This window comes from Streptosporangium sp. NPDC000095 (assembly GCF_042899335.1).
Taxonomy (GTDB): domain Bacteria; phylum Actinomycetota; class Actinomycetes; order Streptosporangiales; family Streptosporangiaceae; genus Streptosporangium.
This window is the reverse complement of sequence record NZ_JBIAZS010000028.1, coordinates 59,934-76,240: the sequence shown is the minus strand read 5'-3', so window position 1 is coordinate 76,240 and position 16,307 is coordinate 59,934. Positions and strand designations below refer to the sequence as shown.

Sequence of the window (16,307 nt, the reverse complement as noted above, 5' to 3'; positions counted from 1 at the left end):
CCCGAGCGTGATACGCGCGCAGCGCGAAGACCCGGCGAGGCCCAAGACGCGGGCCGCACCATTCACCTTCTACTGATCCACAAAACAGGACCTAGCGGTGTACCAGGCTGATCCGTAGCCAGTCCGAGATCGTCCACTGGCGTCTATGGACATTAGAAATGCCTGTTCAGAAAGGGTATCTGACTGCGGAGATTCCACCATCGTCCATGGTCGCCCAGAGCTGCCGTTAGCACCCGCGTTAGTAAAATCTCTCATGCTGACAGAGGCGGAAGGCGGCCTCACCAATCCAGCACAACGTTGACGATCTGTGGATCAGGGTACGGCCTTGCCGGGCGTCTGCTCCGCAGGTCTTCAGTCGATGTTCGTTGGCTTGGTGATGCGGCAGATGTCTAGCGGCGGACTCTTCTTAGTTAAGCGCGGCCCCTATCTCAAGCGGCAAATAGTCGTCAATTCTAAACAAGTCGACCCGGGGCATCGAAAGCACACCCGTTCCGCTCTTCACCAAGGACCCTGTAGCAATGACTCGCAATTTTAAGTCATGTGCTTCGACGGCATTATGATAAGAATCTCCATGGAGTGTCATCTTGACCGGCCTAACACGATCGCCAACAATTGCTTTTACTTTTACAACTCCTTCTTCGTCACCCGGGTCTCGGTCGAGAGAGCTTACAAAGCCATAGATAACGGTGTCAGCAAGGCTAACCTGGTCGCGAAGGATATGGCCGATCTCTTTGATTGCACCTGCAGATTCACGCGGGAACTCGACTTTCTCGCCGCCGGCACGAGGGGGGGCAGCCGTGAGGGCCCACTGAAAGCTGATGTTGAGATCACTTTCGTGGGGAGCAGCAACCATAGCCGCAAGTGCTGAGCAGGCGTCGGCAGATAGTCCACCGATGACCGCCCGACTAAGATCTTCCTTGGGTGGTATCCGCTCTTGTTCTACAGCAAGGCTATGAACTTCTCGCAGAACATCAGCCATCATTCCAGTGACGCGCCGGGGGAAGAAGTTAAGTTCAGACTGAACATCTATGAGCAGCTCTTGTTCGCCTTCAATTATTATTGGCTTCATTGACCCTATAGGGCTCACAATCGGTATTATAAAGCTTCCTTCGCGAGTATGCCCCATTCCAACAAACTCCGCATATTCTCGCGCCTTTGCGGGCTGTGACCTACCATGATAAGAGCGACGGTGGATAGCAGAGCACGCGTTGGCAATCGCGAATCTTTTAGCGCCTTGCAGCAATCTGGAAGCATCCGACAAAGGCACTATAGAGCGGTCGTCGTCAAACTTTAAGTCGACGACGTCATCTTCAACATATCGCAGCTCGTTCGCGACGATGTCTTCTTGATCTCCCCGTTCTCCCGCGATGTCCTCGATGAAGTTTCGTACCCTGCGAGGGTAGTCCAATGCTTCGCTATTGAGGGGCACTAAGACTTCCCACGATCCTCTTCGCCATAGCTCGGCACGAGGAAGAGAAGCGCTCTCAATCTGCCAAGAGTTGGCCCTTAGATAAGCTCTCATTCCAGCGGGGGAGACTTGTGAAGCTAGTGAGCTGGCGCGTTTCAAAGTTCACCCCTTGCTTCGCGCATGAGCCGATCTAGAGACTTGATTGTCAGTCTGTTCTCACGCGCCACACGTACAGCCTTAGTAGCCTTGTTCGCCGTTGGCTCGAGAGCGGATATCTTGGCGTAGTATCCACATCTACGCAGATGTATGCCTTCAGAATTGGAGAGAACCCAATCGTTCTTTGCCTCTGGCACTTCTACGACAAAGAGATATGCTGGCACATTACGCCCAGGGTCACTCAAGAGATTGTATGTGCGAGTATCGAGGTCATACGATATATGGTCACCTTTGACATCGGATTCGTTCATGCACTTCATTTGTACATCGACACGAAGTGCTCGGTCACGAATCTCTAAGTCAACTCCAAAGTGATCAACGTGGACTACCGTCACAGCATATCCCGCAGCATAAGATAGTGCTTCAACATAAGCGACACTGAACCATTCCTTGCATGCAGAAACGTCCAAATTGCCCATGTTGGAACGTTATCGCGTCGCTCGAATGGCATCGGCATTTGCTATGCAATCGTGATCAATATCGATTTGGCACGCGAGCTTTAACCTTTATTCGGATGTCCGAAACATTTTGACGAACATATATTCGGATCGAAGCAACAAGATAACCCTCTCGGCAAACTTTAGATACTCATGTGCCGATCCTCGCTGGGTGCTGCAGGCCGCACACGCCCAACTCGGCGGGCCGATCTCGCTGGTATGGGACAGCTTGCCCGAACACATCAGCGCCGAGATGCGCCAATGGATCGACGCCCAGAGCAACTGGCTGCTGGTCTACCGGCTGCCGCCGTACGCCCCTGACCTCAACCCGGCCGAGGGCCTCTGGTCTAATCTGCGCGCCAAGGTCCTCAACTTCGCCGTCCACGGCATCGATCAGCTCACCACTCTGATCAAGAACCGGCTCAAACCCCTGCAGTACCGGCCCGACCTACTGAACGGTTTCATCGCCGAGACCGGACTCGTGATCTCCGATCCGGTGTAACCCCCGGCTTTCTTGCTCAGTAGGTCTTTGAGCGGAGAAGCTCTGCTTCGCGGGGAAAACCGCCCGGCCGTGAAGGCCGGGCGGTGGTCACGGCGGCCGGTCTGCTTCATCGCTGCTCTTCTGGACGCGGAACGAGACTCGTCGGCGAGGCCGGGAACGTGCCGGCGGACTGGCCGAGTTCGCAGCCTCTCGGGTCGGGTTTCGCCGACCTGGTGAACTCGCCCTGTCACGAGCTCTCGACTGGCTAAAGTTGCCCCCATGGCTCTGCTGCGCATGGCGGTCGAGAACTACCGTTGCTTCAAGGAACGGCAGGAGATCGAACTTCGTCCCATTACCGTCATCCTTGGAAAGAACAACTCCGGGAAGAGCGCTCTCACCCGCCTTCCCTTGCTACTCGAAACGGGTGTCCACACCGATTCGGAGCTTCCGCTGGGCCTGGACGGTCTGGGCGACGACCCTCCGGAATATTTGGACCTGGTCTACGGCAACAATGTCCACCGGGCTCTGGGGCTTGAGTTCTCCGTCGATTTCCGAGGCGTTTCCTATCATGTCAAGGCGACCATCCAAAACATCGACGAACGAAAAATTCAGGTCGTCCGTTATTTTGAAATGACGGTGGGCGGGAAAAGGTGAGGCTGGAGTGGCAGCAGGATCTGCCGGGAGAGTCCTACCTCCTGACGTTCGACGATGGTGAGGTCAGGTCGATTGAGAGTCCTTTCGCGGGACTCGTCCCCTCCGCCGAAGTGTTCTCCCCGGACCGGTTCGGGTTCATCGATCCCAGTATTGTCGAGAGCCTTTTAGGAGGCTTCGGGAAGATCTCCTAGCTAGGGCCCTACAGGCAGAGGCCGTCGCGACTCGTACGGCTTCCGTCGCGTTCCTCCGGCGATGTGGGGCCCGCAGGCGAGCACACCGTGGGAATGCTCGTCGATGACCATGTTCGTGGCAACCACCGTCTGCTCGACGAGATCAACGGCCTCCTCGGCGACAGCTCTGCCTGCGAGGTCAGCTGAACGCGTCGCCCGGCCTTTCTCAGCAGTGGCGTCCTGGCCTCGCGCTCCAGGATCGACAGCTGCTGGGAGATCGACGACGGGCTCTGGTGCAGTGCGATCGCCACCGCGGCGATGGTCTGACGCGAGCGCAGCTCGCTGAGGAGGCGCAGGCGGCGGATGTCGAGCGCGGTGGATTCCTCCTCGCCGGAAATCCTGACATGAATCGCGATGAACCATCACGAGAACTTCCGATTCGACCTCAGTAGACTGCATTGGCGGTGACGACAGTGAGCACCGTGCCAGCTGGCCGTGTCCGATCCCTGACGACGGGGCTCAGCCGAGACCGCTGGCCTCGACGGCTGTCACGAGCTGCTGCACGAAGGCGCTGACCGGTGCGGGCAACGTGCGCTGGGCCATGGTTTGGACCTGGAGGTTGCGGCGGAGCAGCTCGGGATTCGTCAGCGGGACGGTGCTGAAGCCGTCCTGGACCAGATGCCGAGAACTCAGAAGTCCGGTCAGGGTCACCGCACCGGTTCGCCTGGCCAGGGCGTTCAGCGCACTCGACGAGTTGCTGGTCAGCGCGGGCTCGAAGTACAGGCCTCCCGCGGAGCAGCAGACGTCGAAGAGCTCGCGGAGGGTGCTTCCCCCAGCCATCAGCGCGAGCGGATAGTCCTGGAGGTCCGCCAGCGAGACGCTGTCGAGCTCGCGCAGGGGATGGCTGTCCGGCACCAGCGCCACGATCGGTTCCTGGCACGAGTACTCGATACGGACCCCGGACGCCGGTGCCAGGCTGAAGGTCATGGCGACATCGGATGATCCGTCGGCAACCGACTGGGTGGCCGCCTCCGGCTCGGTGACCGTCAGGTGCACACGCGCGGCGGGATGACGCTCACGGAAGCGTGCGATCTCGACCGGGAGGAAGTCCTCGGCGAAGCCTTCGGTGCACGACACCGTGATGAGTGAACGGCCCGAGCGGTGGAGGTCCCGGAGCCTGTCGAGGAGGTCGCCCTCCTCCATGAGGTTGCGGCGTGCATGGTCGGCCAGCAGCTGACCGGCCTCGGTCGGGATCATGCCGCGCGGATGCCGGTCGAACAGCTGCACACCCATTGACTGCTCCAGTCGAGCGATGTGCCGGCTGATCGCCGAGGCCGCGATGTGGAGTCTCTCGGAGGCTTCCGCGATCGTTCCCGTGCGCGCCACTTCGAGGAAGTATCGAAGGGAATCGCTGATGAGGTACACACGGACACAGTAGTTCTCGCCCTTCGCGCCGACCGCAGCCGCCGATCGAGCGTTCCCGAATCGGCAACAGAGGCTTCCAGAATCGGTGATGGTCGCGCGCCCGTGGGTGCGCTTGGCTTGTCGGCGACGACGGGGCGTCCGACCCGATCGAGATCCAGCCGGAGGAGGGTGTCATGACGCGTTCGCGCGCGATCGAGCTCGCGGAGGGCTACCTGGAGTCAGGTGGTCTGCTCCGGGAGCTGGAACGCAAGGTCGCCTACCCGACCGAGAGCGAGTCCGGTGAGCGCGCCGAGGTGCACCTGAGCTACTTGAGGGACGAGATTGTTCCGGTCCTCCAGCGGTGCGGGTTCGAGTGGCGGCTCGTCGAGAACCCGGTCGCCGGGATGCCGCCCTTCTTGCTGGCGCGCCGCATCGAGGACCCGTCGTTGCAGACGGTTCTCGTCTACGGCCACGGTGACGTCGTCCTGGGAGACGCCGCGCGTTGGAGCGAACCGTGGTCGCCGTGGAGGCTCGTGGTGGACGGCAACCGGTGGTACGGCCGCGGATCCTGTGACAACAAGGGCCAGCACGCCATCAATCTCGCGGCGCTCGAACAGGTGCTGGTCGCGCGGGAGGGGCGGCTCGGGTTCAACGTCACGGTCCTCATGGACATGGGGGAGGAGATCGGCTCGCCCGGGTTGCGAGACGTCTGTACGGCGCTGGCCGAGGGCGAGCTCGCCGCCGACGTCCTGCTGGCCTCGGACGGGACCCGGGTCTCGGAGCAGAGCCCCACTCTCGTGCTCGGCACCCGTGGTGAGGTGTCCTTCACGCTTCGGGCGGCGTTGCGACCGCGTGACTACCACTCGGGCAACTGGGGTGGTCTGCTCAGCAATCCAGCCGTCCTGCTCGCGAACGCGCTCGCCACCATGGTCGACGCGCGAGGCCGGATCCTGGTGGCGGGGTTGCGGCCCGCCGAGATCCCGGAGTCGATCCGAACGATCTTGAGCAGGATCGAGATCGACGGCGGACCGACGGCGCCGGCGATCGAGGACTGGGGTGAACCGGGGCTGAGTGCTCCCGAACGGCTCTACGGCTGGAACACCCTCGAGGTCCTGAGCCTGGATGCAGGCTCATCAACCGGGCCGGAGAACGCGATCCCCGGCATGGCCGCGGCGAGGTGCCAGCTGAGGTTCGTCGTCGGAACCGACTGGTCCGCCCTCGAGCAGACGGTGCGCACGCACCTGGACGCGCACGGGTTCGAGCTGGTCGACGTCGAGGTGGACGAAGGCACAGCGGCTACCCGGCTGGACCAGGACAACGAGTGGGTCTCGTGGGCTGCGACGTCGGTCGAGCGTACGACGGGAAAGGTGCCGACGATCCTTCCGAATCTCGGGGGCACGTTCCCCAACGACTGCTTCGCCGACGTACTGGGCATCCCGACCATCTGGATCCCGCACTCGTACCCCGGGTGCTCACAACATGCTCCTGATGAGCACCTCCTGGCGAGTCTGGCGAAGGAGTCCCTCGGAATCATGGCCGGGCTGCTGTGGGACCTCGGCGACCTGACCCCGTCCGCGGAGGCGCGCGCATGACCGGCAACGGACCTCTGAGCGGCCTCCTCGTGGTCGATCTCTCCCGAGCTCTCGCGGGACCGCACGCGACGATGATGATGGGCGATCTCGGTGCGCGCGTCGTGAAGGTCGAGATCCCGGAACGCGGTGACGACACCCGCGGCTGGGGGCCACCGTTCCGCTGGCCCGAGTCGGCCGGCGACCCCGAGGGTGGCGACGTCGGCGGCCGGGAGTCCACCTACTTCCTGTCCGCGAACCGGAACAAGGAATCGATCGTCATCGACCTCAAGCAGGAGTCGGAACGAGGCGTGCTCCTGGGGCTGATCCGCCAGGCCGATGTTCTGGTCGAGAACTTTCGCACCGGCGTGCTGGACCGACTGGGGCTCGGGGTCGAGCGCCTCCACCAGGTGAATCCTCGTCTCGTGATCCTCTCCATCACCGGCTTCGGTCATGACGGTCCCGAAGGGGGCCGCTCGGGATACGACCAGGTCGTGCAGGGCGAAGCCGGGCTGATGTCGCTGACCGGCCCGTCTCCGGACGAGCCGCAGAAGGTTGGCACACCGATCGCCGACCTGCTGGCCGGAATGTACGGAGCATTTGGTGTCGTGGCAGCGTTGCGGGAGCGAGATCGCACGGGTGCGGGCAGCGTCGTACGGACTTCGCTGCTCTCGGCTGTAGTCGGCGTTCACGGTTTCCAAGGGACCCGGTGGACGGTTGCCGGTGAGGTCGGCCGCGCCCAGGGGAACCACCATTCCGCGATCGCGCCGTACGGGTTGTTCCAGTGCCGGGACGGCGCCGTGCAGATCGCGGTCGGCAGCGAGAAGCTGTGGCGGGAGTTCTGCGCGGGCTTCGGGCTGGACCCGGCCCGGCCGCCGTTCGGCACGAACGGCGACCGTGCGGCGAACCTCGACACCCTGGTGCCGTACATCGAGGAGGTCTTCTCCCGGTGGTCGGCTGCGGAGCTCCTTGATCGCCTGACGGCCATCGGCATACCAGCGGGCCGTGTGCGCAGCATCGATGAGGTGTACGACTGGGAGCAGACCAGGAGCCAGGGCCTGCTCGTCGACGTCGAGCACGCGACCCTGGGCCGGCTGGAGCTGCCCGGTCCGCCGCTGCGCTTCTTCGATGTGGAGGGGGCAGAAGTCACGCCCCGGTCCCACACCCCTCCGCCGGTCCTGGACCAGCACGGAGCGGCGATTCGTGCGGCGATCGAGGGACAGGGATGACGGTGCCGAGTGCGGCTCACGTGGTCTCCACGGTTGCCGACCGCGGCTCGTTCGAGTCGTGGGACGCGCCTCCTGATCTCCAGGGCCTCCCCGTCGCCTACCAGGACCTCCTCCGGCAGGCAGCGGCGAAGGCCGGGACCGACGAGGCCGTGATCACCGGATCGGCACAGATCGAGGGCGAGCGGTTCGCGCTGATCGTGAGCGAGTTCCGTTTCCTGGGCGGGACCATCGGACATGTCGCCGCCGATCGCATCGCTCGCGCCTTCCACCGTGCGAGGGTCGAAGGGCTGCCGGTGCTCGCGCTGCCAGCGTCCGGGGGCACCCGGATGCAGGAGGGCGCCTCGGCCTTCCACCGGATGATCGAGCTCGCAGGCGCCGCTCGCGAGCACGCCGCGAGCGGACTGCTCTACGTCAGCTACTTGAGGAATCCCACGACCGGCGGTGTGTATGCCTCCTGGGCGACGCAAGGACACCTGACCTGGGCGGATCCGCTGGCCCTCGTCGCCTTCCTCGGTCCGAAGGTGGTTGACGCGCTGGGAGCTGCGGCACTGCCGGACGGCGTGCAGCAGGGGGGCGCGTTGGCTTCCGTTGGCGTGATCGACGGTGCCTTCTCACTGCCAGACCTGGCGGCGGTGGTCGCAGAATCGGCGCGAGCGATCGGCGGTCGCGGCCCGACCGCGGGTGGCGCGGGACCGGAACGGGCCGACGACCTGGATCTCGCGAGCCAGGTCCGCGCCCGGTTCAGCAACGTCGTGAGGGTCAGCGGTTCTCGCTTCGGGCACCGCGAAGGGGGAGCGCAGCTGCACCTCGGCAGGCTCGGGCGCCGAGGATGGGTCATCTTCAGCCAGTCGCGAGGAGCGGCTGACACGTCCGGTACGTCGATCGCCGATCTTCATCTGGCTCGACGCGGGATGGAGATCGCCCAGTCGCTGCGTCTGCCCTTCGTCACGCTCGTGGACACCGCGGGGGCGGAGCTGTCCGTCGACGGCGAGCGGCACGGCATGGCGCGGGAGATCTCCGCGACCATCGGCCTGATGACCAGCCTGACCGTGCCGACCGCCACCGTGCTGCTCGATCGAGGGGCTGGCGGCGGTGCACTGGCGTTGATGGGTGCCGATCGGAGTGCCGCCGTGGAAGGGGCGTGGTTGTCACCTCTCCCTCCAGCCGGCACGGCGACACTGCTGTTCGGCGATCCCACCCGAGTCCGAGATGCGGCAGAGGTGCAGCGGATCGGTGCCCGACAACTGCTCGAGGACGGAGTTGTGCAGGAGCTGCTCGGTCCGGGTGCGGCCGACGGTGCCGGTGGCACCGCAGACGCGATCGTCGCCTGGCTGGACCCGGTAGGAGTGACCAGCGGTCGTCCGTCAGCAGGTGCTGGGGCGGGCCTGGGCGCCTCGCCGCGGTGAACGCCGGGCTCACGGTTCCGCGACGTGCGGGCCCGAGCCACTGCGGTGCTCGAAGATAAGCTGCGTCTCCGTCTGACGAACGACGCGATGGACCGTGACGTGGTGGAGGACGAAGTCACGCAGTGCCTCCGCGTCCGCGACGGCCACATGGAGGTGGAAGTCGTCCTCGCCGGCGACGTGAAATGCCTGGATCACCCCGGGTGCGTGCGTGAGGTCGTCGTACAGCTCGCGCACGCTCCTCTCGTCGTGGGCTCCCAGCCGGACCTTGATCACCGCTTGCAGCGGACGACCGAGATGCCTGAAGTCGACGGTGAGCCGACGCCCGGTGATCGTCCCGGCCTCACGCAGTGCCCGGATCCGGTAGGCGCACGTCGATTCGGCGATCCCCAGCCGGACGGACAGGGCCTTGTTCGTCAGCTCCGCGTCGTGGTGGAGCAGATCGAGGATGCGCCGGTCGATGTCGTCGAGCCGTGGTGGTTGCGTTCTCTGCAACAGACCTGCTCCCTCCGCCTTGGATATGAGCCAGAATCTCAGATTCTCCGTGATGAGTTGCTGATCCGCTGAATCTTGTGGCTATGTTTCGTGGAATCACTACTCTGGTCGCGTGATGACTGATGTCTGGGGAAACCTTGATTCGCTGGCTGTCCACGCTGGTCGGGAGGACCTGGCCGAGCTGGGCATTCACGCCCTGCCGATAGATCTGTCCACCACCAATCCCCTTCCGGACATCGCCCGTGGCGGCGACTCGTACGAGTCCCTGGCGACCGGGGGCCGGCCGCTGCGTGACGGCGGGTCGGTCTACGCCCGGCTCTGGAACCCCACGGTCGCGCGCTTCGAGTCGGCCCTCGCGCAGCTGGAGCGCGCAGATGAGGCGGTGGCATTCAGCTCAGGGATGGCGGCGATGACCGCAGCGATCTCAGCGTTCGCCTCCTCGAGGGACGCGCGACACGTGGTGGCCGTCCGGCCGCTCTACGGCGGAACCGACCACCTCCTGGCCTCGGGGGCGGTGGCCGGGGTCGAGGTGACGTTCTGCGCTGAGTCCGAGGTCCGTGCCTCGATGAGGACCGATACGGTTCTGGTCGTTGTCGAGACCCCGGCCAATCCCACGCTCGAGCTGGTGGATATCGCTGGCGTCGTCGACAGTGCGGGCGGCGTCCCGGTACTGGTGGACAACACCTTCGCCACGCCGGTGCTTCAGAACCCCTTGAGCCACGGGGCTGCGATGTCGCTGCACAGCGCCACGAAGTACATCGGCGGACACGGCGACGTCGTCGCGGGAGTGATCGCGTGCGGAGCGGCGGATGCCCAACGGCTGCGGCAGGTGCGAGCCATCACCGGCGGTGTGCTGCATCCGCTTGCCGCGTACCTCGCGCACCGGGGGCTGGGCACCTTGCCGGTCAGGATCAGGGCTCAGCAGTCCAGCGCGGCGACGATCGCGACGTGGCTGGTGGAGCAGGCAGCCGTTGAGCGCGTCTACTACCCCGGACTGGACGGCGATCCGCGCGGTCTGCTCTCCTCCCAGCTGCGCGGGACCGGAGCCATGCTCGCTGTCTCCTTGGCTGGCGGATACCAGGCTGCTGTGCGGCTCACCTCGAGCGTCAGGCTGTTCACGCATGCTGTCTCGCTCGGCGGGATCGACTCGCTGATCCAGCATCCCGCGGCCCTGACCCATCGTCCCGTCAGCGCTGAGGCGCGCCCACCGGAGAACCTGGTGCGCCTGTCGATCGGACTCGAGTCAACCCGTGACCTGATCGAGGATCTTGATCGAGGACTGCGCTAACATGTTGATTAACATGACAAACGGTCGACTGGGCGCCCGGGTTCTCGCCCCTGCTCTGATCGTCGTACGCGCAGCTCGATCTGTGAGGAAGCCGAAATGGCAGTGGCCGTATCTGGGGCAGTATCTGGGGCACTTTCTGGTGCATTTTTTGGGGCCCGGCGATGAAGGCGTCCGACCTCGGGCTCATCCAGTCGATCGGCTCGCCGTCCTTGTCCCCGGACGGTGGTCACGCGGTGGTCTCCGTCGAACGCGTGGACCTGGCGGCGGACCGCTACTACGCAGACCTGTGGCTGGTTCCGCTTGACGGCGGCCCCGCCCCGTCCCGGCTCACCTCCGGCGAGCTTGATCGCGAACCGTGCTGGTCGCCCGACGGCCGTTGGCTGGCGTTCACCCGCTCGGTCGCGGGTTCCGGACCTCAGCTCTACCTGCTTCCTGCGGCGGGAGGCGACCCCCGCCGGCTCACCAGTCATCCCCTGGGTGTCTCCTCGCCGCGGTGGGCGCCGGACTCGGCCACCCTTGCCTACGTCGCGCGCGTTCCGGAGGCGGGGCGCTACGTCGCACCGATCGCGCAGACAGCGGCCTCCGAGCCGCCGCGTCGTATCACTGAGCTGCGCTATCGCGAGGATGGCGTCGGCTACACGATCGGCCGAAGGAAGCAGATCTTCGGTGTGGACCTAGCCGACGGTGCGGTCTCCCAGTACACCGCCGGGGACGCCGACCACGAGTTCGCTGCGTGGAGTCCGGACGGCACGAGGCTTGCGTTCGTGGCAGCTCGCCATGCTGATCGGGACACGGTGCCTGCGCGGGACGTGTTCGTGATGTCGACGAGTGACGGCCACGTGACGCCGGTGACGCAGACGAGCCTGAGGGCGAGCCATCCCGTCTTCAGCGCGCGCGGTGACCAGGTGTACTTCTTGGGGACCGAGATCGGCGACCGGTTCAACGAGACCTACCTGAACCCGACGTCCCTGTGGGTCGCCGAGCTGACTGACACCGGTGCACTGCCAGCGGAACGCCTGACCGACGCGGAGACGATGGACCTGGTCCCGACGGCCGCAGGACCCGCACTTGCGGTGACCGATCAGGGCGTCCTGGCCATGGTCGCTCGGCGAGGCGCCGTCGACCTCGTGCGTGTGGAGGCAGGCGGCGACGTCGTTGACGTGATCTCCGGGCCGACTCAAGTGCTGGGGTACGACGCGGTCGGCGGGCTGGTCGTGGCCGCGGTGGCGAGCGACACGGAGGCTGGCGAGCTCAGCTGCGTCACGCCGACCGGAGCGCGGCGCCTCACGGCGTTCGGTGCGACGTTGTCGGCCGCGGCACCGGTGGCGCCGATGCGCGAGGTGGCCGGAACCGCTGCCGACGGCCACCCGGTGCACGGGTGGATCCTCCGCCCCTTGGGCGCCGGCCCCTTCCCGGTGATCCTCGCGGTGCACGGCGGACCTCACCGGTACTTCGGGTGGCGGCTGCTCGACCAGGCTCAGGCGTGTGTTGACGCCGGCTACGTGGTCGTCATGGGCAATCCGCGTGGCTCGGCAGGTTACGGGGCCGAGCACGGCCGAGCGGTGCGTCATGCGTTCGGTGACGTCGACGTCCAGGACCTGATGGCGCTCGTCGACATCGCTGTCGACGACTTCGGCGGCGATCCCGATCGGGTGGGCGTCATCGGGGCGTCGTACGGCGGATTCATGGCAGCGTGGCTGGCGGCGACGTCCGACCGGTTCGCTTCGGCGATCGTCGACCGAGCCACCGTGGACTGGTGCGACTCCGACATCGATGACGACGTGGACTACACGCACCTCTACATCGGAGCCGATCCTGAGACGCAGCGGATCAAGTCTCCGCTGACCTTTGCCGAGGACGTCTCGATCCCCGTCCTGGTGATGGTGGCCGAGCAGGACCTGCGCTGCCCCCCGAGCCAGGGCCGCCGGTTCTTCTCGGCGCTGAAACGTGCTGGCCAGCACACCGAGCTGTTGTCGTTCCCGGGAGCGAGCCACATGTTCCACGACAGCGGGTCGCCCCGTCACCGGGAGCTGCGTCTCGATGCCATCATCGATTGGTTCGACGGCACCATGAAGTCGCGAGGCCAAGACATGAGCAACCCCGGATGAGCTTCAGGATCGAGGGTCCGGCGACCAGGTCGCTCGCGGACACGCCGTTCGAGGTGCGCGTCACCGGTGCCGTTCCTCACGACCCGGTCACCTTCCTCGTCAACCTGCCCGGATTCCAGGGCGCTGATTGGGTCGGCAGGTTCACGGCGGTGGCCGACGAACACGGAGTCGTGGACCTCGGAACGACCGCTCTCGACGGATTCGAGGAGCCGGATCCCACCGCGCTCCTGTGGTCGCTGGAGGCACGTCCGGGCACCGCCACCGGGCCAGCGCCGGCGAACGACGAGTTCGCCTGGACCCTCCAGGTGGAGCAGGGCGATCGCTCGGCCGAGGCTCGCTACGTCCGCGAGTTCCGGCGTCAAGGGGTGACCTCGCGCGAGCTGGAGGCGCCGCTGGCCGGGCGACTGTTCGTCCCGGCGGATCCCGGACCGAGACCCGCGGTCATCACCCTGTCCGGATCGGGGGGTGGGATCAACGAGGAGGAAGCAGAGCTGCTCGCCAGTCGGGGGTTCGTGTGCCTGGCCCTGGCCTGCTTCAACTACCCCGGCCGACCCGACGATCTGTTCGAGCTGCCGATCGAGTACGTCGCGACGGCCGTTGAGTGGCTGGCCGCTCTCGACGAGGTCCGGCCGGGAGCGATCGCCGTCAAGGGTCAGTCGCGGGGAGCCGAGCTTAGTCTGCTGGTCGGGGCGCACGTTCCGGGCGTCAAGGCCGTGGCCGCGGTCGTCCCCACCGGCTACGTCTGGGGTTCCTTCACCTCGGACGGCCGGGACGGCGCCGCCTGGACGCTGGCCGGTAGGCCATTGCCAGCGGTCCTGGGGGAGGGTCTCGTGCCTGGTCGCTCCGTCGAGACGGCGGGCGGCATCGCCGCGGCGCCGGGATTCCGTGCAGCGATCGAGTCGACGGGTGAGAACGACCTCGAGAAGGCGGCGATCCCGATCGAGCAGTTCGACGGGCCAGTGCTCCTCCTCTGCGGGGGCGACGACCTGATGTGGGACTCGGTGGAGCTCAGCGACGTTCTGCTGAGTCGCAGGCGAGCCGCGGGTGCGCCGGCTGCGACCCGTCGACTGGTGTTCCCCGGCGCCGGCCACAACCTGGGTCTGCCGTTCACGCCGGTCGTGACGACCACGGTCCATCCGGTCAACGGTGTGGCGTACGCGTACGGCGGGACACGCCGGGGGACGGCTCAGGCGCGCGTCGCCGCCTGGGCGGCATTGATCGACTTCCTGGAGGAGTCGCTGTCATGATGGGCGGGCTGCGACGCCATCCTCCGTCCAGTTGCAGGTTGGTTCGGTCGGAACACGAACGTCAGAAATCGTAGGAGAAGGCACGATGAAGGACGCCGCGCATGGTGGCCTGGCCGCCATGGTCTACACCAACATCAAGGCTCGGATCCTGACCGGCCAGGCTCGGCCGGGGCACGTGCTGGCGGCCCATCAGATCGCGCAGGAGATGGAGGTCAGCCGGACGCCTGCCCACGAGGCGCTGAAGCGTCTTGTCGCCGAGGGCTACCTCGTCGCTCAGCCGCGAGTCGGCTACACGGTCACGCCCATCAACCTCGACGAGATTCGTGACCTGTTCCAGATTCGAATTCGGCTCGAGTGCCTGGCTGCGGAACTGGCAGCCGCCGCTTTCACGCCGGCGCACGCGTCGGCGTTCGAGCTCGCTCACGCCAACGCGATGTCGGAGGTGCAGCGCCTGGAAGGACGCTCACCGAACGACCCGGAGGTCGTCGAGACGATGAGCGGGCTGCACCGTCAGTTTCACCAGATGATCGCGGGCATCTCGGGGAACGGGCGCCTGACAGCGATGATCGGCACGCTCCAGGACGAGATGCAACGATTCTGGGCCCTGGTGCCGGGGTACCTTAGCCAGTCCTACGTCTTCTTCAACGACCCCGAGCACCAGGAGACGTTCGACGCGATCGCTGCCAAGGACGCCGACCGGGCACGCGCCTCGGTCGTGCGGCACCTCCGTGACAACTTGCGCACCTTGTTCGACGCGCTGTTCCCGGACGAGCCGCCGTCCGGAGAGCCGATCGACCTGCCGTGGGACGTCGCCGACAACCCGCCAGGGCTGAAGGAGTTCTCACATCGTGAGACCCAGGGCGATCAGCGGGTTACGGAAGTCGTCGCGCGCCCATCGGGTGCCGTCGGCGATGTCGGTGAAGCCGAGCAGGCGTAGCGCGCCGATCGCGTAGCTGCGCATGGTGGCCAGGATCGACGGTGCCGAGGCGGTACGGACCCTGCACCGGTCCTCCCCGAGCGTGACGTCTCTCACGTAATGATCTTTGTTTTCGATCGACCATTCGCCGCGCACCAGCTCGGCCAGGCGACGTGGAGTGGCCAGCGTCGCGGGCAGGTGGGTGACGCCCAGCACCGCGACGCTCGACAACGGCTTCCAGCGCAGGTCATAGACGTGCCGTTCGAGGAGGAAGACCTGTTTGACGTGCGGGAAGCGGGTTCCGGGCGGGGCGGGCATCACCTGGATGGTGCGGACCTCGGTGCGGCCGTGGCCACGGTCGTAGGTGGTCCATCCGATCGGCACGTCCTTCCAGGCCAGGGCGTCGAGCTGATCGAACAAGCCCGGCTGGTTGCCGCCGACCGGGAAGACGTAGAACGCTTCGCGCCGGTGCAGGTAGCGGGCGTGCTCCCGCTGCGTATGGAGCCTGTCGGCGCTGATCACGACGTTCTTCAGGCAGCCGATCTGGTCCAGCAGCGGGGGCGAAGGCAGTGATCTCGTTGGATTTGGAGCCGACGTCGATCGTCGCGACCATGAGGGCGTCGACGGCCAACTGCGCGCCGAGGCGATGGCGGGCGGACTTGCCGGGGGTGGCGGTGCCGCGTTGGGTCTTGCCGTCGACGGTCATAGGGATCAACTCGCCGGGGTCGTCGTACAGCTCCCGCAGTTGTCCGGCCCGGTGCGCGGCGTAGGCGGCGTCCACATGCGCCGCGTTGACCCGCGCGATCGTGCGGCACACCGTGTCGGGATGCGGAGCCTGGTAGCGGCCGGTCCGCCGATCGCGCCGGGCTCCGATCTGCTCCAGGACATGCTGAGGGCATCTGGCGATCCAGTGCCGGATCGCCGCGTAGGAGGTCGCGCCAGAGGTGATCGCCGCCTGGACCAGCGCGAGGATGACGACCAGCCGGTGTCGTCGCCCGTGAGGATCACGCGGATCGGGGATCTGCGCCCACACATGGCGAAGATCGGCCATGTCCACGGCCTCGCCGCTGGAATCCGGATGTTCACACTGTCCAGCGTCGTCGACAGCGGTGGTGATGGCGGACAGCACGGGCGGCATGGCAAACTGCACGGACAACGAGGCTCCGCTGGTCGGCTTGGTGTGGAAACCGCCGTTCTACGGGGCCTTGTTGCATATCAGGACTTCGCCACGCCGTACGCGATCGACCTGTGACCTGCCGCCTCACCCAGCCGTCTCAGCATTC

15 protein-coding genes and 1 pseudogene are annotated in these 16,307 nt (G+C 65.6%); 9 read left to right on the top strand and 7 right to left on the bottom strand.

The genetic code is table 11. The annotated features are described in order from the left end of the window. Positions 1-406: 406 nt before the first annotated feature. The gene (locus ACFY3V_RS37540; protein ID WP_389780040.1) at positions 407-1,429 is read right to left on the bottom strand and encodes a hypothetical protein; all 1,023 of its coding nucleotides are present in this window, start codon (positions 1,427-1,429) and stop codon (positions 407-409) included. Positions 1,430-1,563: 134 nt separating this feature from the next. Next, the gene (locus tag ACFY3V_RS37535) at positions 1,564-2,043 is read right to left on the bottom strand and encodes a DUF4365 domain-containing protein (RefSeq protein ID WP_389780038.1); all 480 of its coding nucleotides are present in this window, start codon (positions 2,041-2,043) and stop codon (positions 1,564-1,566) included. A 190-nt stretch (positions 2,044-2,233) separates the two neighbouring features. Here ACFY3V_RS37535 and ACFY3V_RS37530 point away from each other — a divergent pair, with 190 nt between their 5' ends. Then, positions 2,234-2,563: a transposase gene (locus ACFY3V_RS37530; protein ID WP_389780036.1), complete on the top strand. Its 330-nt coding sequence runs from the start codon at positions 2,234-2,236 to the stop codon at positions 2,561-2,563. Between the two features lie 258 nt (positions 2,564-2,821). Next, positions 2,822-3,196, top strand: a complete 375-nt coding sequence (locus tag ACFY3V_RS37525) for an AAA family ATPase (RefSeq protein ID WP_389780034.1) — start codon at positions 2,822-2,824, stop codon at positions 3,194-3,196. Positions 3,197-3,395: 199 nt separating this feature from the next. On the opposite strand, the gene ACFY3V_RS37520 is transcribed toward ACFY3V_RS37525, so the two are convergent. Together ACFY3V_RS37520 and ACFY3V_RS37515 are read right to left on the bottom strand one after the other, a co-directional pair. After that, positions 3,396-3,677, bottom strand: a complete 282-nt coding sequence (locus ACFY3V_RS37520) for a LysR family transcriptional regulator (protein WP_389780032.1) — start codon at positions 3,675-3,677, stop codon at positions 3,396-3,398. A gap of 208 nt (positions 3,678-3,885) precedes the next feature. Next, a complete protein-coding gene (locus ACFY3V_RS37515) occupies positions 3,886-4,791 on the bottom strand; it encodes a LysR family transcriptional regulator (RefSeq protein WP_362903342.1) in 906 nt (301 codons plus the stop codon). 173 nt (positions 4,792-4,964) lie between these two features. On the opposite strand from ACFY3V_RS37515, the gene ACFY3V_RS37510 reads away from it, so the two are divergent. Genes ACFY3V_RS37510 through ACFY3V_RS37500 form a run of 3 tightly spaced genes read left to right on the top strand, consistent with a single transcriptional unit; the run spans position 4,965 to position 8,973 of the window. After that, positions 4,965-6,362, top strand: coding sequence for a M20 family metallopeptidase (locus tag ACFY3V_RS37510; protein ID WP_355613638.1), 1,398 nt, complete (start codon positions 4,965-4,967; stop codon positions 6,360-6,362). After that, positions 6,359-7,567, top strand: coding sequence for a CoA transferase (locus ACFY3V_RS37505; protein WP_355613640.1), 1,209 nt, complete (start codon positions 6,359-6,361; stop codon positions 7,565-7,567). The genes ACFY3V_RS37510 and ACFY3V_RS37505 overlap by 4 nt, the downstream gene beginning before the upstream one ends. Further along, positions 7,564-8,973, top strand: a complete 1,410-nt coding sequence (locus ACFY3V_RS37500; RefSeq protein ID WP_355613642.1) for a carboxyl transferase domain-containing protein — start codon at positions 7,564-7,566, stop codon at positions 8,971-8,973. Before ACFY3V_RS37505 ends, ACFY3V_RS37500 begins: the two co-directional genes overlap by 4 nt. A gap of 9 nt (positions 8,974-8,982) precedes the next feature. Here the strand turns inward: ACFY3V_RS37500 and ACFY3V_RS37495 are convergent, their stop codons facing one another. Beyond that, entirely contained in the window at positions 8,983-9,465 is a 483-nt protein-coding gene (locus ACFY3V_RS37495) for an Lrp/AsnC family transcriptional regulator (RefSeq protein WP_389780028.1), read from the bottom strand. Between the two features lie 115 nt (positions 9,466-9,580). Between ACFY3V_RS37495 and ACFY3V_RS37490 the strand changes: the two genes are divergently transcribed. The 4 genes from ACFY3V_RS37490 to ACFY3V_RS37475 all read left to right on the top strand — a co-directional run bounded on the left by ACFY3V_RS37490 (position 9,581) and on the right by ACFY3V_RS37475 (position 15,045). Further along, positions 9,581-10,753 carry an aminotransferase class I/II-fold pyridoxal phosphate-dependent enzyme gene (locus tag ACFY3V_RS37490; RefSeq protein WP_362903524.1) on the top strand — a complete coding sequence of 391 codons (1,173 nt, stop codon included), beginning with the start codon at positions 9,581-9,583 and terminating at the stop codon, positions 10,751-10,753. Positions 10,754-10,914: 161 nt separating this feature from the next. Continuing rightward, entirely contained in the window at positions 10,915-12,861 is a 1,947-nt protein-coding gene (locus tag ACFY3V_RS37485) for a S9 family peptidase (RefSeq protein ID WP_389780026.1), read from the top strand. Next, positions 12,858-14,108, top strand: a complete 1,251-nt coding sequence (locus ACFY3V_RS37480) for an acyl-CoA thioester hydrolase/BAAT C-terminal domain-containing protein (protein WP_355613649.1) — start codon at positions 12,858-12,860, stop codon at positions 14,106-14,108. The genes ACFY3V_RS37485 and ACFY3V_RS37480 overlap by 4 nt, the downstream gene beginning before the upstream one ends. 85 nt (positions 14,109-14,193) lie before the next feature. Further along, positions 14,194-15,045: a GntR family transcriptional regulator gene (locus tag ACFY3V_RS37475; RefSeq protein WP_362903334.1), complete on the top strand. Its 852-nt coding sequence runs from the start codon at positions 14,194-14,196 to the stop codon at positions 15,043-15,045. Here the strand turns inward: ACFY3V_RS37475 and ACFY3V_RS37470 are convergent. Together ACFY3V_RS37470 and ACFY3V_RS37465 are read right to left on the bottom strand one after the other, a co-directional pair. Next, entirely contained in the window at positions 14,950-15,576 is a 627-nt protein-coding gene (locus tag ACFY3V_RS37470) for an ISAs1 family transposase (RefSeq protein ID WP_362903522.1), read from the bottom strand. The two genes, ACFY3V_RS37475 and ACFY3V_RS37470, sit on opposite strands and share 96 nt — an antisense overlap. A gap of 271 nt (positions 15,577-15,847) precedes the next feature. Next, positions 15,848-16,075 (bottom strand): annotated as a pseudogene (locus ACFY3V_RS37465) (transposase family protein); the annotation flags it as partial. Positions 16,076-16,307 lie beyond the last annotated feature (232 nt).

Bases quoted from the DNA above. Each gene is read 5' to 3' on its own strand.
- ACFY3V_RS37535 (WP_389780038.1), bottom strand. From the start codon at position 2,043: ATGGGCAATTTGGACGTTTCTGCATGCAAGGAATGGTTCAGTGTCGCT.
- ACFY3V_RS37525 (WP_389780034.1), top strand. From the start codon at position 2,822: ATGGCTCTGCTGCGCATGGCGGTCGAGAACTACCGTTGCTTCAAGGAA.
- ACFY3V_RS37510 (WP_355613638.1), top strand. From the start codon at position 4,965: ATGACGCGTTCGCGCGCGATCGAGCTCGCGGAGGGCTACCTGGAGTCA.
- ACFY3V_RS37505 (WP_355613640.1), top strand. From the start codon at position 6,359: ATGACCGGCAACGGACCTCTGAGCGGCCTCCTCGTGGTCGATCTCTCC.
- ACFY3V_RS37500 (WP_355613642.1), top strand. From the start codon at position 7,564: ATGACGGTGCCGAGTGCGGCTCACGTGGTCTCCACGGTTGCCGACCGC.
- ACFY3V_RS37490 (WP_362903524.1), top strand. From the start codon at position 9,581: ATGACTGATGTCTGGGGAAACCTTGATTCGCTGGCTGTCCACGCTGGT.
- ACFY3V_RS37485 (WP_389780026.1), top strand. From the start codon at position 10,915: ATGAAGGCGTCCGACCTCGGGCTCATCCAGTCGATCGGCTCGCCGTCC.
- ACFY3V_RS37480 (WP_355613649.1), top strand. From the start codon at position 12,858: ATGAGCTTCAGGATCGAGGGTCCGGCGACCAGGTCGCTCGCGGACACG.
- ACFY3V_RS37475 (WP_362903334.1), top strand. From the start codon at position 14,194: ATGAAGGACGCCGCGCATGGTGGCCTGGCCGCCATGGTCTACACCAAC.